Source organism: Phenylobacterium sp. (genome assembly GCF_041919955.1).
Classification (GTDB): Bacteria; Pseudomonadota; Alphaproteobacteria; order Caulobacterales; family Caulobacteraceae; genus Phenylobacterium.
The window spans coordinates 19,803-41,102 of sequence record NZ_JAYRSU010000030.1 but is presented as its reverse complement, the minus strand read 5'-3'; the positions used below and the strand labels follow the sequence as shown (position 1 = coordinate 41,102).

25 protein-coding genes and 2 tRNA genes are annotated in these 21,300 nt (G+C 66.6%); 25 read left to right on the top strand and 2 right to left on the bottom strand.

Features of this window, described 5'->3' with window-relative positions:
* Positions 1-2: 2 nt before the first annotated feature.
* The 11 genes from ACE3T2_RS19300 (at position 3) to ACE3T2_RS19250 (ending at position 7,998) form a co-directional block, all read left to right on the top strand.
* A complete protein-coding gene (locus ACE3T2_RS19300; protein ID WP_374578112.1) occupies positions 3-248 on the top strand; it encodes an HU family DNA-binding protein in 246 nt (81 codons plus the stop codon).
* A gap of 71 nt (positions 249-319) precedes the next feature.
* A tRNA-Val gene (locus ACE3T2_RS19295) sits at positions 320-396 on the top strand.
* 170 nt (positions 397-566) lie between these two features.
* The gene (locus tag ACE3T2_RS19290; protein WP_374660352.1) at positions 567-806 is read left to right on the top strand and encodes a GIY-YIG nuclease family protein; all 240 of its coding nucleotides are present in this window, start codon (positions 567-569) and stop codon (positions 804-806) included.
* Positions 807-809: 3 nt separating this feature from the next.
* The gene (locus ACE3T2_RS19285) at positions 810-1,721 is read left to right on the top strand and encodes an aldo/keto reductase (protein WP_374660350.1); all 912 of its coding nucleotides are present in this window, start codon (positions 810-812) and stop codon (positions 1,719-1,721) included.
* Positions 1,718-2,176, top strand: a complete 459-nt coding sequence (locus ACE3T2_RS19280) for a nucleoside deaminase (RefSeq protein ID WP_374660348.1) — start codon at positions 1,718-1,720, stop codon at positions 2,174-2,176. Before ACE3T2_RS19285 ends, ACE3T2_RS19280 begins: the two co-directional genes overlap by 4 nt.
* Positions 2,177-2,234: 58 nt before the next feature.
* Positions 2,235-3,113, top strand: coding sequence for an SPFH domain-containing protein (locus ACE3T2_RS19275; RefSeq protein ID WP_374660346.1), 879 nt, complete (start codon positions 2,235-2,237; stop codon positions 3,111-3,113).
* A gap of 3 nt (positions 3,114-3,116) precedes the next feature.
* Positions 3,117-3,305, top strand: coding sequence for a hypothetical protein (locus ACE3T2_RS19270; protein ID WP_374660344.1), 189 nt, complete (start codon positions 3,117-3,119; stop codon positions 3,303-3,305).
* Positions 3,306-3,420: 115 nt separating this feature from the next.
* Positions 3,421-4,683, top strand: a complete 1,263-nt coding sequence (locus ACE3T2_RS19265) for a cytochrome P450 (protein WP_374660342.1) — start codon at positions 3,421-3,423, stop codon at positions 4,681-4,683.
* Positions 4,684-4,951: 268 nt separating this feature from the next.
* A complete protein-coding gene (locus ACE3T2_RS19260; protein WP_374660340.1) occupies positions 4,952-6,877 on the top strand; it encodes a flavin-containing monooxygenase in 1,926 nt (641 codons plus the stop codon).
* Between the two features lie 16 nt (positions 6,878-6,893).
* On the top strand, positions 6,894-7,304 hold the full coding sequence (locus tag ACE3T2_RS19255; protein WP_374660338.1) for a GFA family protein: 411 nt from the start codon (positions 6,894-6,896) through the stop codon (positions 7,302-7,304).
* Positions 7,305-7,425: 121 nt separating this feature from the next.
* Positions 7,426-7,998: an NADPH-dependent FMN reductase gene (locus ACE3T2_RS19250; protein WP_374660336.1), complete on the top strand. Its 573-nt coding sequence runs from the start codon at positions 7,426-7,428 to the stop codon at positions 7,996-7,998.
* Here ACE3T2_RS19250 and ACE3T2_RS19245 read toward each other — a convergent pair.
* Together ACE3T2_RS19245 and ACE3T2_RS19240 are read right to left on the bottom strand one after the other, a co-directional pair.
* On the bottom strand, positions 7,995-8,615 hold the full coding sequence (locus ACE3T2_RS19245) for a Pr6Pr family membrane protein (protein WP_374660334.1): 621 nt from the start codon (positions 8,613-8,615) through the stop codon (positions 7,995-7,997). The genes ACE3T2_RS19250 and ACE3T2_RS19245 overlap by 4 nt on opposite strands.
* A 176-nt stretch (positions 8,616-8,791) precedes the next feature.
* Positions 8,792-8,868 (bottom strand) — tRNA-Asp (locus tag ACE3T2_RS19240).
* Between the two features lie 344 nt (positions 8,869-9,212).
* Here ACE3T2_RS19240 and ACE3T2_RS19235 point away from each other — a divergent pair.
* From ACE3T2_RS19235 to nuoL, 14 genes are all read left to right on the top strand, one after another.
* Positions 9,213-9,590, top strand: coding sequence for an NADH-quinone oxidoreductase subunit A (locus ACE3T2_RS19235; protein WP_374532734.1), 378 nt, complete (start codon positions 9,213-9,215; stop codon positions 9,588-9,590).
* On the top strand, positions 9,560-10,141 hold the full coding sequence (locus ACE3T2_RS19230; RefSeq protein WP_374660332.1) for an NADH-quinone oxidoreductase subunit B family protein: 582 nt from the start codon (positions 9,560-9,562) through the stop codon (positions 10,139-10,141). Before ACE3T2_RS19235 ends, ACE3T2_RS19230 begins: the two co-directional genes overlap by 31 nt.
* Entirely contained in the window at positions 10,138-10,749 is a 612-nt protein-coding gene (locus ACE3T2_RS19225) for an NADH-quinone oxidoreductase subunit C (RefSeq protein ID WP_374660330.1), read from the top strand. The genes ACE3T2_RS19230 and ACE3T2_RS19225 overlap by 4 nt, the downstream gene beginning before the upstream one ends.
* Positions 10,749-11,963 (top strand): NADH-quinone oxidoreductase subunit D, encoded by a 1,215-nt coding sequence (locus ACE3T2_RS19220; RefSeq protein WP_374660328.1) that lies wholly within the window; start codon positions 10,749-10,751, stop codon positions 11,961-11,963. Before ACE3T2_RS19225 ends, ACE3T2_RS19220 begins: the two co-directional genes overlap by 1 nt.
* Positions 11,960-12,310 (top strand): nuclear transport factor 2 family protein, encoded by a 351-nt coding sequence (locus tag ACE3T2_RS19215; protein ID WP_374660326.1) that lies wholly within the window; start codon positions 11,960-11,962, stop codon positions 12,308-12,310. The genes ACE3T2_RS19220 and ACE3T2_RS19215 overlap by 4 nt, the downstream gene beginning before the upstream one ends.
* Positions 12,311-12,317: 7 nt before the next feature.
* On the top strand, positions 12,318-13,001 hold the full coding sequence (nuoE, locus tag ACE3T2_RS19210) for an NADH-quinone oxidoreductase subunit NuoE (RefSeq protein ID WP_374660324.1): 684 nt from the start codon (positions 12,318-12,320) through the stop codon (positions 12,999-13,001).
* A 55-nt stretch (positions 13,002-13,056) separates the two neighbouring features.
* The gene (gene nuoF, locus ACE3T2_RS19205) at positions 13,057-14,373 is read left to right on the top strand and encodes an NADH-quinone oxidoreductase subunit NuoF (RefSeq protein WP_374660322.1); all 1,317 of its coding nucleotides are present in this window, start codon (positions 13,057-13,059) and stop codon (positions 14,371-14,373) included.
* A 6-nt stretch (positions 14,374-14,379) separates the two neighbouring features.
* Positions 14,380-16,422, top strand: coding sequence for an NADH-quinone oxidoreductase subunit NuoG (gene nuoG, locus ACE3T2_RS19200; protein ID WP_374660320.1), 2,043 nt, complete (start codon positions 14,380-14,382; stop codon positions 16,420-16,422).
* A gap of 4 nt (positions 16,423-16,426) precedes the next feature.
* Positions 16,427-17,503, top strand: coding sequence for an NADH-quinone oxidoreductase subunit NuoH (gene nuoH / locus ACE3T2_RS19195; RefSeq protein ID WP_374660318.1), 1,077 nt, complete (start codon positions 16,427-16,429; stop codon positions 17,501-17,503).
* 8 nt (positions 17,504-17,511) lie between these two features.
* Positions 17,512-17,706, top strand: a complete 195-nt coding sequence (locus tag ACE3T2_RS19190) for a hypothetical protein (RefSeq protein WP_374660316.1) — start codon at positions 17,512-17,514, stop codon at positions 17,704-17,706.
* A 7-nt stretch (positions 17,707-17,713) separates the two neighbouring features.
* On the top strand, positions 17,714-18,205 hold the full coding sequence (nuoI, locus tag ACE3T2_RS19185) for an NADH-quinone oxidoreductase subunit NuoI (RefSeq protein ID WP_374660314.1): 492 nt from the start codon (positions 17,714-17,716) through the stop codon (positions 18,203-18,205).
* A gap of 93 nt (positions 18,206-18,298) precedes the next feature.
* Positions 18,299-18,907 (top strand): NADH-quinone oxidoreductase subunit J, encoded by a 609-nt coding sequence (locus ACE3T2_RS19180; protein ID WP_374660312.1) that lies wholly within the window; start codon positions 18,299-18,301, stop codon positions 18,905-18,907.
* Positions 18,907-19,212, top strand: coding sequence for an NADH-quinone oxidoreductase subunit NuoK (nuoK, locus tag ACE3T2_RS19175; protein ID WP_374660354.1), 306 nt, complete (start codon positions 18,907-18,909; stop codon positions 19,210-19,212). Before ACE3T2_RS19180 ends, nuoK begins: the two co-directional genes overlap by 1 nt.
* Positions 19,213-19,223: 11 nt before the next feature.
* Positions 19,224-21,284 carry an NADH-quinone oxidoreductase subunit L gene (gene nuoL, locus ACE3T2_RS19170; protein ID WP_374660310.1) on the top strand — a complete coding sequence of 687 codons (2,061 nt, stop codon included), beginning with the start codon at positions 19,224-19,226 and terminating at the stop codon, positions 21,282-21,284.
* Positions 21,285-21,300 lie beyond the last annotated feature (16 nt).

Genomic DNA, 21,300 nt, shown 5'->3' with positions numbered 1-21,300 from the left:
CGATCGCCGACAAGGCGGGCCTCAACAAGGCGCAGGCGAAAGACGCTCTGGAAGCGTTCATCGACAGCGTCACGGCGTCGCTGAAGGCGGGGCAGGAAGTCCGACTCGTCGGTTTCGGCAGCTTCGTCCCGGTGACCCGCGCCGCCGGCACCGCGCGCAACCCGCGCACGGGCGAGACGGTGAGCCGTCCGGCTTCGAAGACGGCGCGCTTCCGCGTCGGCGAAGGCCTGAAGAGCTCGCTGAACTAAGGACCGCCCTGCGGTACAAGGTTCAAAGGGCGGCCTCCCGACCAGGGAGGTCGCCCTTTTGCATTCTATGAGGGCGGCTAGCTCAGCTGGTCAGAGCACCTGGTTTACACCCAGGGGGTCGGGGGTTCGAACCCCTCGCCGCCCACCAGCCTTCGCCCGTTCCACGGGCTACGGCTCGGCAAGCCCTCTCCAGGGCGAAGGCTGCCGCGCCGAAGCGCAGCGAAGGCGGGCTTCTGGGCTTGAAGGTTTCCACGACCCGTTCCACGGCTACGGCTCGGCAAGCCCTCTCCAGGGCGAAGGCTGCAAGGCCAAAGATCTATGAAGTACGTCTACATCCTGGAATCGATCGCCGAGCCGCAGCGCTTCTATGTCGGCTTGACCGCCGATCTAAGGGTCCGCCTGCATCGCCATAACGCAGGCGAAGTCCCTCACACGTCGAAATTCGCGCCCTGGCGCGTGAAGAGCTATTTCGCCTTCAGCGACGAACAGCGGGCGGTGGAGTTCGAACGCTATCTGAAGACGGCGTCTGGCCGCGCCTTCGCCAAGAAGCGGCTCTGACCCATGCTCCACCGCGCCCTCGGCCGTACCGGCTTCTCCGTTTCCGAGATCGGCTTCGGCTGCGCCAGTTGGTGGGGGCAGAGGGCGTTCGACGAGCGCTCCGCCCTGGGGCTTGTGCACGCCGCGCTCGACCACGGCGTCACCCTATTCGACACCGGCGCGGCCTATTCGGGCGGGCAGGCCGAGCCGCGCCTGGGCCGGGCGCTGAAGGGCCGATCGACCGACGCCCTGGTCATCGCCACCAAGGCCGGCACCTTCCACGACGGCCGACGCGTCCAGCGCGACTTCCGCCCGGCGTCCATCGAGGCCAGCGTCGTCCGCAGCCTGAAGAACCTTGCCCTTGACGCCTTGCCGCTGCTGCAGCTGCACGGCCCGGCGGCGGCCGAGCTGAACGACGAAATGCTGTCGATGCTCGAGGGTCTGAAGCGCCGGGGCCTGGTCCGCGCGCTGGGCGCCAACAGCTTCGATCCGGCGGTGATCGACCACATCGCCGCCCTGCCGGTCTTCGACGTCGTGATGGTGGACTACAACGTCCTGCGGCCGGAGCGGGCGCCCCTGATCGCCCGGGCGGCCGGGCAGGGGAAGGGGGTCCTGGCCGGCATGCCGCTGGCCATGGGCCACATCGCGGGCCTGCGCCTGCGCGCGCCGCGCGACGTCTGGTACGCCCTGCGCGCCCTGAAGAACCACCGCGCCGACCTGGCCCGTGGCCGCCGCTTCGCCTTCCTGCGCGCGCTGCCGGACATGAGCGCCTCCCAGGCCGCGCTCGCCTATGTGCTCGCCGACGCCAATGTCGCCGCCGCCGTGGTCGGCGCCACGCGCATGGCGCACCTGCTGGAAAACCTCGCCACGTCGGGCATGACCCTGGACGCCGCCACGCTCGACCGTATCCGAACCGCCCAGGAGAGCCTCCGGTGACCGACGAAGACTATCTGAGCCAGGCCGTCGCGCTCGCCGACGCCAATGTCCGCGAGGCGGGCGGGCGACCGTTCGGAGCCGTGGTGGTCAAGGGCGGCCAGGTGATCGCCACCGGCGTCAACGAGATCGGCGCGACCGGCGATCCCACCGCCCACGCCGAGCTTACCGCCATGCGAAAGGCCGCCCAGGTCCTGGGAACCCCGCGTCTCGACGGCTGCGTCGTCTACGCCAGCGGCCAGCCGTGCCCGATGTGCCTGGCCGCGATGCACATGACCGGCGTCGCCGCCGCCCGCTTCGCCTATTCCAACGCCCAGGGCGAGCCCTTCGGCCTCTCCACCGCCGCGGTCTACGTCGAGATGACCAAGCCGCTCGAGGCCCAGGCCCTGGACGTTCGTCACACCCCCATGGGCGATCCGGCCATCTACCGCGCCTGGAAGGGCCTGGCGCAAAGCTGACCTTGTCCGGATTCCGAAAAGTGATATCACTTTGAAATCGGATTTTCGGAGGCGCGCCATGAGCGACACCCAGAAGATATCGCAAACCGTCGAGCGGCCGGCGGCGACCGGCGACGGCGGGCTGATGCTGCTTGTGGCCCTGGCCCTGCTGGGCCTTGGCGTCGCCGCCGCCCAGGTCGGCGGGCTTCTTGGCGGGCTCGGCGGCCTGATGATCGCCGCCGGGGTTCTCACGATCACCGGTCTCTATTCGCTGCAACCGAACCAGGCCGCGGCCGTCACCCTGTTCGGCTCCTATGTCGGCACAGACCGAAAGACCGGCCTGCGGTGGGTCTGGCCCTGGTACATGCGCAGGAAGATCTCGCTGCGGGTGCGCAACGTCACGAGCGAGATGCTCAAGGTGAACGACAAGCGCGGCAACCCGATCGAGATCGCCGCCAACGTGGTGTGGCGGGTGTCGGACACGGCCCAGGCCCTGTTCGACGTGGACGACTACGCCTCCTTCGTGAACATCCAGATCGAGACCGGCCTGCGCGAAGTAGCGCGTCAGTACGCCTACGACCATGGCGAAGAGGACGAGCCGACCCTGCGCACCGACGCAGAGATCGTCGGCGAACGCCTGCGCGAGGATCTCCAGGCCCGGATCGCGGTGGCGGGCGTGCGGATCGACGAGGCGCACCTGATGCACCTGGCCTATGCGCCCGAGATCGCCGGGGCGATGCTGAAGCGCCAGCAGGCCGAGGCGGTGCTGGCGGCGCGCGAGAAGATCGTCGCCGGAGCGGTGCGCATGGTCGAGGGCGCCTTGTCGCAACTGGCCGAGCGCGAGGTCGTGGTGCTCGACGACGAGCGCCGGGCGGCCATGGTCTCCAACCTGCTGGTCGTGCTGTGCGCCGACCGCGAGGCCCAGCCCGTGGTCAACACCGGCACGCTCTACGGCTGATCCTTGGCCAGTCCCGGCAAGCGCGCGTTCCTGATGCGGGTCACGCCCGACCTGCTGGACGCGATCGAGCGGCTGGCCGCCGCCGAACTGCGCAGCACCAATGCGCAGGTCGAGATGCTGCTGCGCGAGGCCCTGGCCAGGCGCGGCGTCGCCGTCGCCCCGGGCAAGCGCACCGGCCAGAACCGAACTTAGTTTGGATTCAAAGGCTTATTGTCGCCCGCGCCGGATTGGGTTTTGATCCCTTCAAACGGCGTCGGCGACGGCGGTTCCGCCCGGGTCAGGCGCCGATCACGAGGGAGATCGCGCTATGGCTGACGGCGCCATGAAACTGGCCGACGAGGCGCGGGCGCGCGCCTATTCCATGCCGCTGGACGAGTTCCATCCCGGCGACCCCGAGCTGTTCCGCACCGACACGCACTGGCCGTTCTTCGAGCGCCTGCGCCGCGAGGACCCGGTGCACTGGTGCAGGGACAGCGAGTTCGGCCCCTACTGGTCGGTGACCCGCTACAACGACATCATGGCGGTCGACACCAATCACCAGGTGTTCTCGTCGGCGGCCGCCCTCGGGGGCATCACCATCCGCGACGTGCGGCCGGACCTGCGCCGGCCCAGCTTCATCGCCATGGACCCGCCGAGGCACGACGTGCAGCGCAAGACCGTCAGCCCGGTGGTCTCGCCCGCCAACCTCCAGGTGCTGGAGCCGCTGATCCGCGAGCGCGCCGGCCGCATCCTCGACGCGCTGCCCGTCGGCGAGACCTTCGACTGGGTCGACGCCGTGTCGATCGAGCTGACCACCCAGATGCTGGCCACCCTGTTCGACTATCCATTCGAGCGGCGGCGCGAACTGACCCACTGGTCGGACGTGGCCACCGCCATCCCGATGCCGGGCGGCCTGGTCGAGACCGAAGACGCCAAACAGGCCGAGCTGATGGAATGCCTGGCCAGTTTCACCGAGCTTTGGAACCAGCGCGTCAACGCCCCGCCGGCGGGCGACCTGATCTCCATGCTGGCCCATGGCGAGGCGACGCGGAACATGACCCCTGACGAGTATCTCGGGAACGTCATCCTGCTGATCGTCGGCGGCAACGACACTACCCGGAACTCGATCAGCGGCGGCGTGCTGGCTCTGAACCAGAACCCGGATCAATACGGCAAGCTGCGGGCCAATCCGGCTCTGATCCCCTCCATGGTGTCCGAGATCATCCGCTGGCAGACCCCGCTCGCCCATATGCGACGCACGGCGTTGGAGGATGTCGAGGTCGGCGGCAAGACCATCAAGAAGGGCGACAAGGTCGTCATGTGGTACGTCTCGGGCAACCGCGACGACGACGTCATCGCCGAGCCGAACCGCTTCATCATCGACCGCGAGCGCCCGCGCCAGCACCTGTCCTTCGGCTTCGGCATCCACCGCTGCGTCGGCAACCGCTTGGCCGAACTCCAGCTGAAGATCGTCTGGGAGGAGATCCTGAAGCGCTTCTCGTTCGTTGAGGTGATGGGCGAGCCGCGCCGCGTCCGCTCCAGCTTCGTGAAAGGCTACGAAACCCTGCCCGTGCGGCTGCACGCCCGCTAGTTCCTCTTGGGAGCGGATCGCACAAGCCAGGTGACATCCCGGCTTCGGCGCAGCCGAAGACCGGGACCCATTGCCGCCTGATCTTCGGATGACACCACGGCCCCTTCCTTCTCCCACAAGGGGAGAAGGGCGGGCGCCGCCGCCGCGCGCGCGTTCGCAGCTCCGGCCCCAGCCTGCAAGTCCCTTCCGCGACGGCGCCCTTTTCCTGGAATCTCAGAGGCGTAGTCTCACCTGAAAACGACGAGATAATTCAGGGCGGAGACGAGACATGGCGGGCCAGGTGGACCTCGGGCCTCTCGACCAGGCGTTGGAGACGGCGCATCTGCCCTCGCTCTCCGCGGCCCTGGTGCATCTGACCGGCGACCGGTCCTGGCTGCGGCCCGAATGGCGGCCGACCTATACGCCGCTGTCGAAGGGCGAAACCGGCGTGCCGGAGGTCGAGCAGGCCCGGATGCGCGCCGCCGCCAAGGCCGCGATCACCGACTACCTGACCGGCAATGTCCCGATGGCCGCAACGCCGGGCCCCGATCTGGTCCGCGAGATGATGGGCTTCGTCGCCGGCGCCGACATTCCCGACGGCTATGGCGAGTTCCTGACCGACGAACTGGCCCTCGACGGCCATTCCTCCAAGGATCCCGACTGGTCGCCCGAGCTGAAGACCGTCGCGCGCCGCCTTCATACGCTGGTGATCGGGGCGGGGATGTCGGGCCTGCTGGCGGCCATCCGTCTGGAGCAGGCCGGCGTACCTTTCGAGGTGGTGGAGAAGAACACCGATGTGGGAGGCACCTGGCTGGAGAACACCTATCCCGGCTGCCGGGTGGACTCCTCCAATCACATGTACTCCTACAGCTTCGAGCCCAACCACTTCTGGCCCCAGCACTTTTCCACCCAGCCGGTGCTGCTGAACTACTTCCAGGACGTCGCCGCCCGGCACGACCTCAGGAAGCACATCCGCTTCGGCGTGACCGTCGAGGAGATGGCCTGGGACGAGCGCCGCGCGGTCTGGAAGGTGAAGCTGCAAACCCCCGAGGGACCCCAGCAGGTCGAGGTTAATGCGGTCATCACCGCCGTCGGCCAGCTCAATCGCCCGCGCTATCCCCAGATCACGGGGCGCGAGCGGTTCGCCGGCCCGGCCTTCCACTCGGCCGAATGGCGCCACGACGTCGACCTGACCGGCAAGCGGGTTGCGGTGATCGGCACGGGCGCCAGCGCCTATCAATTCGTGCCGGAGATCGCCGGCAAGGTCGGCCGTCTGACCGTCTTCCAGCGCACCCCGCCGTGGGGCTTCCCGGTGGCGCACTATCACGAGGACGTGCCGGCCGGGATGAACTGGCTCATGGAGCATGTGCCGTTTTACGACAAATGGTACCGGTTCTGGATGTTCTGGATGGTGACCGACGGGCTGCTGCCCATGGTCACCGCCGATCCGGGCTGGAACGGGCCCTCGACCGCGGTCAGCGAGCTCAACCAGGGCTTCCGCGACATGATCGCTATGGCCATTGCGGCCCAGGCGCCGGATCGGCCCGATCTGGTGGAGAAGGTGATCCCCACCTATCCGGTCGGCGGCAAGCGATCGCTGCTCGACAACGGCGTCTGGATGGCCGCCCTGCAGCGGCCCAATGTCGAGCTGGTCACCGAGGGAATCGCCGAGATCACCGAGACCGGCGTCGTCACCGCCGACGGCCAGGCGCGCGACTTCGACGTCATCATCTACGGCACCGGCTTCCACGCCTCGAAATTCCTGTGGCCGATGAAGATCCGCGGGCGCGGCGGCGCCGACCTGCACGAGACCTGGGCCGGCGATCCGCGCGCCTATCTGGGCATGACCACGCCGGGCTTCCCGAATCTCTTCATGATTTACGGGCCGAACACCAACATCGTCGTCAACGGCTCGATCATCTTCTTCTCCGAGTGCAGCGTCCGCTACATCCTTGGCTGCCTGAAGCTGCTGGCGCAGACTGGCGCCGTGGCCATGGAGCCGAAGCGCGAGGTGCACGAGGCTTTCAACACGCGCGTGGATGAAGGCAACCGCCTGATGGCCTGGGGCGCTCCGCAGGTCGCCAGCTGGTACAAGAACGAGGCCGGCCGCGTGACCCAGAACTGGCCCTTCGCCTTGGTCGACTACTGGCGCGCCACCTTGACGCCCGACCCGCAAGACTTCGTACTGACCAAAAGCGCCGAACTCGTCGGCTGACTTTGGGGGAGGGACTATGAGCGAGCTTCAGGGCGGCTGCGCCTGCGGCGCCGTGCGCTATCGGATCGCCGGCGCGCCGGTGGGCGTCGGGGTCTGCCATTGCCGCCAGTGCCAGTACAGTTCCGGCGGCGGGCCAAACTACGTGGCCTTGGTCATGCGCGACGGCTTCGAGGTCACCAAAGGCGCGCCCAAGGCCTTCGCCAGCCCGGGCGGCAGCGGCCAGGACGTGGCCCGGGCTTTTTGTCCCGACTGCGGCACGCCGCTCTATTCCGATCCTGTGGTGTTGCCCTTCGTGGCCGTGAAACTGGGCGGGCTGGACGATCCGTCCGCCCTGTCGCCCGGCATGCACATCTGGACGGTCGATGCGCCAGCCTGGCACCAGATGACGCCGGGCCTGCCGACCTTCGAGCGCGGCCCGCCGGGGTGAGGTCCTGTTTGAGGCGCCCGGTGGCTACGTCGTCGGCCTCGGGCGCATCGGACTCGCGCGGCCGGACATACCTCGCTAGGCCGGGGCTCTCGCCGCGAGGTGATGAGTCTGGAGAATTTCTATGTCGCTGAAGCTCAACGTCGTTGTCTGTTCGACCCGTCCCGGGCGTGTCGGGCTTTCCATCGGCCGCTGGTTCGACGCCTATGCCAAGGCGCACGGCGGCTTCGAAGTCGAGCTGGTCGACCTGGCGGACTTCGCCCTGCCGGTGTTCGACAAGCCGCACCACCCGCGCCTGCGCCAGTACGAACACGCCCACACCAAGGCCTGGAGCGCCAGCGTCGAGTCGGCCGACGCATTCGTGTTCGTCACGCCGGAATACAATTACGGCCCGCCGCCTTCGCTGCTGAACGCGATGAACTATCTGGTGCACGAGTGGCGCGACAAGGTCGCCGGCTTCGTCAGCTATGCGGGAGTCTCGGGCGGCTTGCGCGCCGTCCAGGCCGAGAAGCTGATCATGGCCAATTTCAAGATCATGCCCCTGCCCGAGCAGGTGACGATCCCGATGTTTCCTCAGCACATGGACGCCGAGAAGAACTTCAAGCCGAATGAGATGCACGAGACCTCGGCCAAGGCCATGCTCGACGAACTGGTCCGCTGGGCCAGGGCGCTGAAGGCGATGCGCGCCGGGGCCTAGCTGCGCCGCCGCGCCAGCAGGCGGTCGATGAGCGCGAACACGAGGCCCAGCGCGATGAAGAACGCGCTCATCGCCGCCATGTTGACCAGCACCGCCCCGAATCCCAGGCTCGTTACGTCGAGGAACGGGTAGGGGTAGAAGCCGGTCAGCGGCCCGCGGATCATGGTGTAGACGCCGAACCCCAGCGGGAAGGCCAGCCAGGGGAGCACCGAGCGCCAGCTCAGCGCGCCCCGCGGCGTGAAGGCCAGCCAGTCGATCAGCATCAGCGCCGGCGTCACATAATGCAGCGTGGTGTCGGCGACCCACTGGGCGCCCTGCGGGCTCCAGAGGCGCTGGAGGATGGCGATGTAGGTCGCCGCGGTGACGGTGGTGTAGAGCGTCACCGCCGTGCGCACGCCGGGCCGTGCGAAAAAGCGTCCCAGGCCGCTCTGCGGCGCGGCGAGCGGGGCCGTGAAGGCCAGCGCCGCCAGGAAATTGCTCAGGATCGTGAAGTAACTGACGAAATTGCCGGTCCGTCGCAGCGCTTCGTCCAGCGGCTGACCCTGGATCATCAGCACGTATTGCAGGGCCGGCCCTGCCCAGGCGACCAGCGCCGCGATGGTCCGAAAGGCCCGCATCCCGTTTCCCTCGTCTCCCCGAGCAGAAGAGATCGCTTCGGGCGCGGGATGGTCAAGCCCGGAGGATCGGCGGGTTTGTGGAGGAGGGGGCGGAAAACCTGCCGATAGCGGCGTAAACGCCAGCAACCTGCCGATGGTCGGGTTTTGAGCTATCTGATTGTCTGGAAAGGAAGAAGTGGCGCGAATGACGGGGCTCGAACCCGCGACCTCCGGCGTGACAGGCCGGCGCTCTAACCAACTGAGCTACATCCGCGTGACGGCGACGTCGCCGCGAGGGGCGTCTGATATGACCGACCCTGAATCGTGTCAACGGCCAATCTCGCTCAGCTGTGGATAAACCGTCGCATCCCGCGTTTTTCCTGCGCCTGGCCTTTGTGGCCTGGATGGGGCGGAGAATGGGTATTTTTAGTATTGAGAATTATTATCAATAAAAGCGTTCCATCTGGCGAAGTTCCGTGAGCCTGACTCACGGTCGCAAGCTGCGGAAATCACAGACAATGCGCTCTGCGCGCATTTGCGATACCGCTGGTCGCACCACGCCGTTTGAACCCTGCGCAATGCTGGTCTAGAAGGGCGCGCGACTCCTTCGAGGAATCCATGAACGCCTTTCTTTTGCAGTATCTGCCCATCGTGATCTTCCTTGGGATCGCGACCGTCCTGGGCCTCGCCTTCATCGTGGCCTCTGCGACTCTCTCGCCGCAGGCGCCCGATCCTGAGAAGCTGTCCACCTACGAGTGCGGCTTCAACGCCTTCGACGACGCGCGGATGAAGTTCGACGTCAGGTTCTACCTGGTCTCGATCCTGTTCATCATCTTCGACCTCGAGGTGGCGTTCCTGTTCCCGTGGGCCGTGTCGCTCATGAAGCTGCCCCAGGAGCTGGGACAGTTCGCCTTCTGGTCGATGATGACCTTCCTGGGCGTGCTGACCGTCGGCTTCATCTACGAATGGAAGAAAGGCGCCCTGGAATGGGAGTGATCGTTCCCGCGGGTTCGGCCGGCCGTTCGACGGTCGAAGGCTACGACCCCAAGCTCCATGACCCGTTCTTCGACGGCATTTCCGGTGAGCTGGCCGACAAGGGCTTCATCACTGCGGCCGCCGACGACCTCATCACCTGGGCGCGCACCGGCTCGCTCATGTGGATGACGTTCGGCTTGGCCTGCTGCGCGGTGGAGATGATGCAGGCCTCGATGCCGCGCTACGACCTGGAGCGCTACGGCTTCGCACCGCGTGCGAGCCCGCGCCAGTCGGACGTGATGATCGTCGCCGGCACGCTGTGCAACAAGATGGCCCCGGCGCTGCGCAAGGTCTACGACCAGATGCCTGAGCCGCGCTACGTCATCTCCATGGGTTCGTGCGCCAATGGCGGCGGCTACTATTACTTCTCCTATTCGGTGGTGCGCGGCTGCGACCGCATCGTGCCGGTCGACATCTATGTCCCGGGATGCCCGCCCACGGCTGAGGCGCTGGTCTACGGCGTGCTGCAGCTGCAGAAGAAAATCCGCCGCACGGGGACGATCGAGCGATGAGCTGGCCCGTCACCGAAGACGCTCTGCAAGTCCTGGGCAATGAGATCCTGACCTCGTCGACCGGCGCGATCGCCGGCGCGCACGTGGCCTATGGCGAGCTGACCCTGACCGGGCCGGCGAACCGTATCGTCGAGGCCTTGACCCAGCTTCGCGACCAGTTCGGTTTTCACCAGCTGATCGACCTCTGCGGCGTAGACTATCCGGACCGCGCCCAGCGGTTCGACGTGGTCTACCACCTGCTGTCGATGACCCGGAACGCGCGCGTGCGGCTCAAGGTGCAGACCGACGAGGATACCCCGGTCCCGACTGTGACTGGGGTCTTCCCTTGCGCCGACTGGTACGAGCGCGAGGCGTTCGACATGTACGGGGTCTTCTTCGAAGGCCACCCGGACCTGCGCCGGATCCTCACCGACTACGGCTTCCACGGCCATCCGCTGCGCAAGGACTTCCCGATGACCGGGTATGTCGAGCTGCGCTACGACGACGAGCTCAAGCGCGTGGTGTACGAGCCGGTGAAGTCGGTCGAGTTCCGCAACTGGGACTTCATGAGTCCGTGGGAGGGCGCCGAGTACGTCCTGCCGGGCGACGAAAAAGCGGAGGCTAAGTGATGGCTGACGACGCTTCGAGCCCGGTCACCCTGCCGGAAACCCCGGTCCGCAAGTTCAACATCAACTTCGGCCCGCAGCACCCTGCGGCCCACGGCGTGCTGCGCCTGGTGCTGGAGCTGGACGGCGAGGTCGTCGAACGGGTCGACCCGCACATCGGTCTGCTGCATCGCGGCACCGAAAAGCTGATGGAATACCGGACCTATCTGCAGAACGTCCCGTATTTCGACCGCCTCGACTATGTGGCGCCGATGAACCAGGAACACGCGTTCTGCCTGGCCATCGAGAAGCTGCTGGACATCGAGGTGCCGATCCGCGGCCAGGTTGTCCGGGTGATGTTTTCCGAGATCGGCCGGATCCTGAACCACCTGCTGAATGTCACGACGCAGGCCATGGACGTCGGCGCGCTGACCCCGCCGCTGTGGGGCTTCGAAGAGCGCGAGAAGTTGATGGTGTTCTACGAGCGCGCCTGCGGCGCTCGCCTGCACGCCAACTACTTCCGTCCGGGCGGCGTGCATCAGGATCTGCCTGAGGCGCTGGTCGACGACATCCGCGGCTGGGCGGTGGCGTTCGAGAAGCCGCTGCGCGACATCGACAATCTGATCACCGGCAACCGCATCTTCAAGCAGCGCAACGTCGACATCGGCGTGGTGAGCCGTGAAGCCGCCATTGAGTGGGGCTTCTCCGGCGTGATGGTGCGTGGCTCCGGCATCGCCTGGGATCTGCGCCGCAGCCAGCCTTACGAGTGCTACGACGACTTCGAGTTCGACATTCCGCTCGGCGTCAACGGCGACTGCTACGACCGCTATCTTTGCCGAATGGAAGAGATGCGGCAGAGCGCCAGGATCATCATCCAGTGCGCCGACCGTCTGAAGAAGACGCCGGGCCCCGTGCTGACTGAGGACAACAAGTTCGCGCCGCCGCGGCGTGGCGAGATGAAGCGTTCGATGGAAGCGCTCATCCACCACTTCAAGCTCTACACCGAGGGCTTCCGCACGCCGGAAGGCGAGGTCTACGCGGCCGTCGAGGCCCCGAAGGGAGAGTTCGGCGTGTTCCTCGTGTCGGACGGCTCGAACCGCCCGTACCGCTGCAAGATCCGCGCGCCGGGCTTCCCGCACCTGATGGCGATGGACTGGCTGAACCGCGGCCACATGCTGGCCGACGTGTCGGCCATCCTCGGCTCCCTCGACATCGTGTTCGGGGAGATCGACCGTTGACCTATCAGCCAGGCCTCTCCAACGCCGACGTCGTCACCGGGCAACTGGACGCCTACAACGCCCAGGATCTGGACGCCTTCTGCGCCTACTACGCCGACGACGCGGCGCTGGCCGACTTCAACGGCGCGGTCTTCGCGCAAGGGATCGACGCGATCCGCGAGCGTCACGCCAAGCTGTTCGCCGACTTCCCGCAGAACAAGGCCGTGCGGATCAACCGCGTCGAGGTCGGCCAGGTCGTGATCGACCACGAGGACGTCTTCCGCAGCCCGGACGCCACGCCGTTCCAGGTGGCGGCCATCTACACCATCGCCGGCGGCAAGATCGCCCGCGTCGACTTCGTGAAGTGAGGATCGCTTGAGCGTTCGCCGCCTCTCTCCGAACCAGCCCGCCAGCTTCGAGTTCTCTCCGGAGACCCGGAAGAAGGCGGAGTGGTGGATCTCCAAGTTCCCGGCCGGCCGCCAGCAATCGGCGGTCATTCCGATTCTGTGGCTGGTGCAGAAGCAGGAAGGCTGGGTCTGCGAACCGGCCATCCGTCTGGTCGCCGAGATGCTGGGCATGGCCCAAATCCGGGTGCTGGAGGTCGCGACCTTCTACACCATGTTCATGCTTGAGCCGGTCGGCAGCCACGCCCTGGTTCAGGTCTGCGGCACGACGCCCTGCGCGCTGCGCGGCGCCAACGACCTGATGGCTTACTGCAAAAAGCGGCTTGGGCCGAAGGATCACCTGTCGGCCGACGGCAAGTTCTATTGGCAGGAAGTCGAGTGCCTGGGCGCGTGTTCGAACGCGCCGATGGCCGCGATCAACGACTACTACTACGAGGACCTCACGGTCGAAAGCCTGGGCGAGATCCTCGACGAGTTCGCCGCCGGCAAGCCGCGGGCGCCCGGTTCGGCCATCGGCCGCCAGGGCTCCGCGCCCGAGGGCGGCCCGCTGACGCTGAGCGACGCCTCGCTCTACGACGGCACGCGCGCCAAGCCGGTCAAGTCGCTGCCCAACGCGCCCAAGCCGTCGAAGGGCGCCAAGGAGCCGGCCCAGTGAGCGGAATGAACGCCATCGCGCGCGCCAACGGCGCGGACAAGGGAGTGTAGGGGCCTTGGTCGGTATTCTCGAGGACAAGGACCGCATCTTCACCAACCTCTACGGCCTGCACGACTGGGGTCTGGAGGGAGCGAAGACGCGTGGGGCCTGGAACGGCACCCGTGAAATGCTGAAGCAGACGCCGGAATGGCTCTGCGACCAGATCAAGGCGTCGGGTCTGCGCGGCCGCGGCGGCGCGGGCTTCGGCACCGGCCTGAAGTGGACCTTCATGCCCAAGCAGGAGAGCGAGCGGCCGCACTATCTGGTCGTCAACGCCGACGAGTCCGAGCCGGGCACCTGCAAGGACCGCGAGATCATGCGAAATGATCCGCACCTGCTGATCGAAGGCTGCCTGATCGCGAGCTACGCGATCCGCGCCCACACCTGCTACATCTACATCCGCGGCGAATACGTGCACGAGCGCGAACGCCTGGAGGCGGCGATCCGCCAGGCCTACGAGGCCAAGCTAATCGGCAAGGGCAACGTCCACGGCTGGGATTTCGACCTGCACGTCACTCACGGCGGCGGCGCCTATATCTGCGGCGACGAGACCGCCCTGATGGAAAGCCTGGAAGGCAAGAAGGGCCAGCCGCGCCTGAAGCCGCCGTTCCCGGCCGGCGCCGGCATCTACGGCTGCCCGACCACCATCAACAACGTCGAGTCGATCTCGGTCGTCGGCACGATCCTGCGCCGCGGCGCGGAGTGGTTCGCGGGCTTCGGGCGGCCGAACAACACCGGCACCAAGCTGATGGCCATCTCCGGCCACGTGAATAAGCCGTGCGTCGTCGAAGAGGCGATGTCCATCCCCCTGAAGCAGCTGCTGGAAGACCACTGCGGCGGCATCCGCGGCGGCTGGGGCAATCTGAAGGCCGTGATCCCGGGCGGATCGTCGGTTCGGATGATCCCGGCCCACGAGGCCGAGACCGCGCTGATGGACTTCGACAGCCTGTCGGCGCTGAAGTCGGGCCTCGGCACCGCCGCGGTGATCGTGATGGACCAGTCCACCGACATCGTGAAGGCGATCGCGCGCCTGTCGTACTTCTACAAGCACGAGAGCTGCGGCCAGTGCACGCCATGCCGCGAAGGCACCGGCTGGATGTGGCGGGTCATGGAGCGCATGGTCACCGGCGAAGCCGAGATGCGCGAGATCGACATGCTGCTGGACGTCGCCAGCCAGGTCGAGGGCCACACCATCTGCGGCCTTGGCGATGCGGCCGCCTGGCCGATTCAGGGCCTCTTCCGTCACTTCCGCCACGAGGTGGAAGACCGGATCACTCAATATCGGGCCGGAAGGCCGCATGTGCAGGGTGCGTCCCTGCAGGCGGCGGAGTAACCGCGAATGGCCAAGGCTAAAGTCAACGGCGTCGAGGTCGAGTTCGAACCCGGCATGACCGTCCTGCAAGTGGCGGAAATGGCGGGGGAAGAGATCCCGCGCTTCTGCTACCACGAGCGCCTCAGCATCGCCGGCAACTGCCGCATGTGTCTGGTCGAGGTGAAACCCGGCCCGCCGAAGCCCCAGGCTTCGTGCGCACTGCCGGCGGCCGAAGGCCAGGAGATCTTCACCAACACGCCGATGGTGAAGAAGGCTCGCGAAGGGGTGATGGAGTTCCTGCTCATCAACCACCCTCTCGACTGCCCGATCTGCGACCAGGGCGGCGAGTGCGACCTCCAGGACCAGGCCATGGGCTATGGCCGCGATGACAGCCGCTACGCCGAGAACAAGCGGGCCGTCGAAGAAAAGCACATGGGTCCGCTGATCAAGACGGTCATGACCCGCTGCATCCAATGCACGCGCTGCGTCCGCTTCATCACCGAAGTGGCCGGCGTGCCGGAAATCGGCCTTATCTCCCGTGGCGAAGACGTTGAAATCACGACCTATCTCGACAAGGCCGTGGCGTCCGAGCTGTCGGCCAACGTGATTGACCTCTGCCCGGTCGGCGCGCTCACCTCCAAGCCATACGCCTTCAACGCCCGTCCGTGGGAGCTGAAGAAGACCGAGAGCGTGGACGTGATGGATGCGCTGGGTTCGGCCATCCGCGTCGACAGCCGCGGCCCGGCCGTGCTGCGCGTGCTGCCGCGCCTGAACGAAGAGATCAACGAGGAGTGGATCAGCGACAAGACGCGCTACGCCGTCGACGGGCTCGCGCGGCAGCGCCTCGACCGGCCGTTCATCCGCAAGGGCGGCCGCCTGCAGCCGGCGACCTGGGGCGAGGCCTTCGAGCTGATCGCCCAGAAGGTCAAGGCGACGAGCGGCGATCGCATCGGGGTCATCGCCGGAGATGTCCAGGACGCTGAATCGATGAAGGCGGCCAAGGACCTGTTCACGGCGCTCGGCTCGGCGAACATCGACTGCCGTCAGGACGGCATGGTCCTGGGCGGCGGCCAGCGCGAGAGCTGGCTGATGAACTCGACGATCGCCGGCATCGAAGAGGCCGATGTCATCCTGCTGGTCGGGACCAATCCGCGCCTCGAAGCGCCGGTGTTCAACGCCCGCCTGCGCAAGCGCTGGGGCGCCGGCGCCCTGCGTGTCGGCGTGATCGGCGAGCAGGCCGATCTTACCTACAAGTACGACTATCTCGGCGCCGGGGCTGCGACCCTCTCGGGTCTGACCCGAGCGAAGAGCGACTTCGTCAAGGCGCTGAAGGAAGCCAAGAAGCCGGCGATCATCATCGGTGCGGGCGCTCTGTCGCGCGATGATGGTCAGGCGGTTCTGGCCGCCGCCGCCGCGGTCGCCAAGAGCTTCGGCATGACCTGGAACGTGCTCCACACCGCCGCCTCGCGCGTCGGCGGCCTCGACCTCGGCTTCACGCCGGGCGAGGGCGGCAAGAGCGCCAAAGAGATGGCGCAGAAGGGCGCGCTGGACGTGCTGTTCCTGCTGGGCGCCGATGAGATCGACGCCGCGGGCAGCGACGCCTTCAAGGTCTATCTGGGCACCCACGGCGACGCCGGGGCGCACACGGCGGACGCGGTCCTGCCGGGCGCGGCCTACACCGAGAAGGACGGCATCTACGTCAATACCGAGGGCCGCGTGCAGTTTGGCTACCGCGCTGTGTTTCCCAAGGGAGAGGCGCGCGAGGACTGGTCGGTGTTCCGGGCCCTGTCGGACCGTCTCGGCGCGACCCTGCCTTACGACACCTTGGCTCAACTGCGGGCCAAGCTCTTCGCAGACCATCCGACCTTCGGCCAGATCGACTACGCCCCCGGCGCCGCCGGCGCGGCGGTCGACTTCGCCGCCCTTGGCGCGAAGGGCGACCTCGCCGACGCTCCGTTCGAGAGCGCGGTGAAGACCTTCCACCTGACCAACCCCATCGCGCGCGCCAGCGTGACGATGGCCGAGTGCGCCGCCGTCGCTTCCGGCGCCGCCAAGATCGCGGCGGAGTAGGGGCATGGACGCGAATTCCTTCTGGGCCACCCCGGGCGGCTGGACCCTGATCACCGTCGCCCAGATCATGGCGGTGGTCCTGCCGCTGCTGGTGGCGCTGGCCTTCTTCATGCTCGCCGACCGGAAGATCTGGGCCGGCGTGCAGATGCGCAAAGGGCCGAACGTCGTCGGCCCCTTCGGCCTGCTGCAGTCCTTCGCAGACCTGATCAAGTTCGTGCTGAAGGAAATCGTCATCCCCGACGGGGCGGACAAATTCGTCTTCCTGCTCGCGCCGGTGCTGACCTTCGTCCTGGCCCTGGTCGGCTGGGCGGTGATCCCGTTCGCGCCGGGCTGGGTCGTCTCCGACATCAATGTCGGGGTGCTGTACCTGTTCGCAATCTCGTCACTGGGCGTCTATGGCATCATCATGGGCGGCTGGGCTTCGAACTCGAAGTACCCGTTCCTGGGCTCGCTCCGCTCGGCCGCGCAGATGGTCTCGTACGAAGTCTCGATCGGCTTCGTGATCGTCACCGTGATCCTACTGGCCGGCACCATGAACCTGCAGAAGATCGTCGAGCTCCAGGCCGGCGGCTTCTGGAACTGGAATGTCTTCGGCGGGGGCCTCAAGAACCTGCCCATGGCCCTGGTCATGATCCCGATGGCGGTGATCTTCTTCATCTCGGCCCTGGCCGAGACCAACCGCCCGCCCTTCGACCTGCCGGAAGCCGAGTCCGAACTCGTGGCCGGCTATCAGGTCGAGTACTCGTCCAGCCCCTTCCTGCTCTTCATGATCGGCGAGCTGGTGAACATCGTGCTGATGTGCGCCCTGATCTCGATCATGTTCTTCGGCGGCTGGCAGGCCCCGATCGACCTGCCGTTCGTGCACGACTGGCCGGCGACGGTGCAGAGCTTCTACGGGCTGATGTGGTTCGTGGTGAAGATCTGCTTCTTCTTCTTCCTGTTCGGGATCGTGAAGGCGATCGTGCCGCGCTATCGGTACGACCAGCTGATGCGCCTGGGCTGGAAGGTGTTCCTGCCGACCTCGCTGGTGGCCGTGGCCATCGTCGCGGCCTGGCGGGTCTTCGGACCGGCGGGCGCATGAGGACGCTGATGGCGATGTCCTTGATCCTGACGCTCGGCGCCTGCGCCAGCTCTGCCGGCGGCCCGTCCGTCGCGGGCGGCGTGGCCAGCTACGATGCGCTGAAGAGCGCCCGGCAGGCCTGCCTCGCCAAGGGCGGCGAACTGGTCCGCAGCGAGGAAGGCTCGGGCAAGCGCATGACCGACTACGCCTGCAAGAGAAAGTAACCGCGAGATGATGCAGCGAATTTCACAAGCAGTCAGGGGCGCGGCCCTGATGGACTTCGTCGGGGCCTTCGGCCTCGCCATGAAGTACATGGTCAAGCCGAAAGCGACTGTGCAGTACCCGCACGAGCGCGGCCCGCAGTCGCCGCGCTTCCGGGGCGAGCACGCCTTGCGCCGCTATCCCAACGGGGAAGAGCGCTGCATTGCCTGCAAGCTCTGCGAGGCGATCTGCCCGGCCCAGGCCATCACCATCGAAGCCGAGCCGCGCGACGACGGCAGCCGCCGCACGACCCGCTACGACATCGACATGGTCAAGTGCATCTACTGCGGCCTGTGCCAGGAGGCCTGCCCGGTGGACGCCATTGTCGAGGGCCCGAACATCGAGTTCGCGGTCGAGACGCGCGAAGAGCTCTACTACGACAAGGACCGCCTTCTGGAGAACGGCGACCGCTGGGAACGGCAGATCGCCAAGAACCTGGAACTGGACGCGCCGTACCGCTAACACCGCGGTGCGAATCCTTACCGACGACCACCTTCGTCCGCGCCGGATCCCCGGTGCGGACCGCAAGTAACTAAGGGGCTGAGAAAAGCCGTCATGGCCTTGGCGATCGCATTCTATCTGCTGGCGGCGGTGACCGTGGGCGCAGGGTTCGGGGTGGTTTCCTCCCGAAATCCGGTGCACTCGGTGCTGTTCCTGATCCTCAGCTTCTTCTCGGCCGCAGGCCTCTTCGTGACCATGGGCGCGGAGTTCCTCGCGATGCTGCTGGTCGTCGTCTATGTCGGCGCGGTCGCGGTGCTGTTCCTCTTCGTCGTCATGATGCTCGACGTCGACTTCGCCGCCCTGCGGCAGGGCTTCGCGCGGTACATGCCGCTCGGAGGCCTGGTCGCCGGCATCCTGGCGGTCGAGATGATCGTGGTCGCCACGGCCGCCGCGACCGGCGGGGTTCCGAAGGCCGATGGCCCGCAGGTCCATACCGACGCGAGCAACATCGAGACGATCGGCCGGGTGCTTTACACCGACTACGTCTACTTCTTCCAAGCCGCGGGGCTGGTGCTGCTGGTCGCCATGATCGGCGCCATCGTGCTGACCCTGCGCCACAAGCCGGGCGTGCGCCGCCAGTCGATCGTCGACCAGGTGGCTCGTACGCCGAAGACCGGCATGCGTGTCGTCCAGATCAAGCCGGGGCAGGGGATCGAGCAATGATCATCGGGCTCACCCATTATCTCGCGGTGGCCGCGATCCTGTTCACCATCGGGGTGTTCGGGATCTTCGTGAACCGCAAGAACATCATCGTCATCCTGATGTCGGTCGAGCTGATCCTGCTCGCGGTGAACATCAACCTGGTGGCGTTCTCGGTCTATCTCCACGACGTGGTGGGGCAGATCTACGCCATGTTCGTCCTGACCGTGGCCGCCGCCGAGGCGGCCGTGGGCCTCGCCATTCTTGTCACCTTCTTCCGTAACCGCGGCGACATCGCCGTGGACGACGCCTCGATGATGAAGGGCTGACGGACCAAGACATGACCCCGCAGTCCCTGATCACCATCCTCGTCTTCGCCCCGCTGTTGGGGGCGATCGTCGCCGGCCTGTTCGGCCGCCGCATCGGCAACGTCGCCTCGCAGAGCGTGACGACCGGCCTGCTGCTGCTGGCCGCGGCGCTGTCGTGGACCATCTTCGCCAAGTGGACCTGGGGCGGCCTCGAGCCGTTCACGCTCCAACTGCTGCCGTTCATCAACATCGGCGATTTCCAGTCGAACTGGTCGATCCGGCTCGACGGCCTGTCGGCGGTCATGCTGGTGGTCGTCACCAGCGTCTCCTCGCTCGTCCACGTTTATTCGTGGGGCTACATGGCCGAGGACGACTCCAAGCCGCGCTTCTTCGCCTACCTGTCGCTGTTCACCTTCGCCATGCTGGCCCTGGTGACCGCGGCCGACTTCATGCAGCTGTTCTTCGGCTGGGAAGGCGTGGGCCTGGCGAGCTATCTGCTGATCGGCTTCTGGTTCAAGAAGCCCAGCGCCAACGCGGCCTCGATCAAGGCCTTCGTGGTCAACCGCGTCGGCGACTTCGGCTTCGCGCTCGGCATCATGACCGTTTTCTGGATGTTCGGCTCGATCCAGTTCGCCGAGGTGTTCCCCAAGGTCGCGGCCATGGCCGGCAAGACCTGGTGGTTCGCGGGCGCCTACTGGAGCGCGGTCGACCTGGCCTGCGCGCTGCTGTTCGTCGGCGCCATGGGCAAGTCGGCCCAGTTCTTCCTGCACACCTGGCTGCCCGACGCGATGGAAGGCCCGACCCCGGTGTCGGCGCTGATCCACGCCGCGACCATGGTGACCGCGGGCGTATACATGGTCTGCCTGCTCTCGCCGATGTTCGAATACGCGCCGGTCGCAAAGCAGATCGTGACCATGATCGGCGCGGTCACGGCCCTCTTCGCCGCGACCGTCGGCCTCGCTCAGAACGACATCAAGCGGGTCATCGCCTATTCGACCTGCTCGCAGCTCGGCTACATGTTCTTCGCCGCGGGCGTCGGCGCCTACCAGGCGGCCATGTTCCACCTGTTCACTCACGCCTTCTTCAAGGCGCTGCTGTTCCTGGGCGCCGGCTCGGTGATTCACGGCATGCACCACGAGCAGGACATGCGGCGCATGGGCGGCCTGTGGAAGTACCTGCCGGTCACCTATGCGGTCATGACCATCGGCACCCTGGCCATCACCGGCTTCGGTCTGCCGAACCTGCACCTCGGCTTCGCCGGCTTCTATTCGAAGGACACCATCATCGAGAGCGCCTTCGCGGCGGGTCACGAGTTCGGCGGTCCTGCTTACTTCGCCTTCGTGGTCGGCGTCTTCGCCGCCGGCCTGACGGCCTTCTACTCGTGGCGGCTGGCCTTCATGACCTTCCACGGCACGGCCAAATGGGGCCATCACGACGACCATGCGCACGGCCATGACGATCACGCCCACGCCGACGGCGCCCACGCGGACGCGCACGGCCACGACGACCATGGTCACGGCCACGATCACAAGCCGCACGAGAGCCCGTGGGTGATGCTGCTGCCGCTGCTGCTGCTCGCCTTCGGCGCGGTCGCCGCCGGCTTCGTCTTCGTCGACCACTTCGTGGGCGAGGGCTGGAAGGAGTTCTGGCGCGGTGCGATCTTCAACGGCGCGAACAACCACGTGCTGGAGCACGCCCACCATTCGCCGACCTGGGTGAAGTGGGCTCCGTTGGTGGTCTCTGCGCTCGGCTTCGTCGGCGCCTTCTACGTCTACATCATGCGTGAAGGCCTCGGCGCGGCGATCGCCGCGCGGAAGGGCCCGCTGTGGACCTTCCTCTACAACAAGTGGTTCTTCGACGAGATCTATGACGCCACCTTCGTGCGGGCGACCAAGTTCCTGGGCGACCTGTTCTGGAAGGGGGGCGACCAGAAGATCATCGACGGTCTCGGCCCCAACGGGGTTGCGGCCACGTCCTATGCGGTCGGCCGCGGCGCCGGGCGGCTGCAGAGCGGCTATGTCTACCACTATGCATTCGTGATGCTGCTCGGCGTGGCGGGACTGTTGTCCTATGCGCTCTGGGCCTGGGCTTAAGGGGAGGGGGACGATC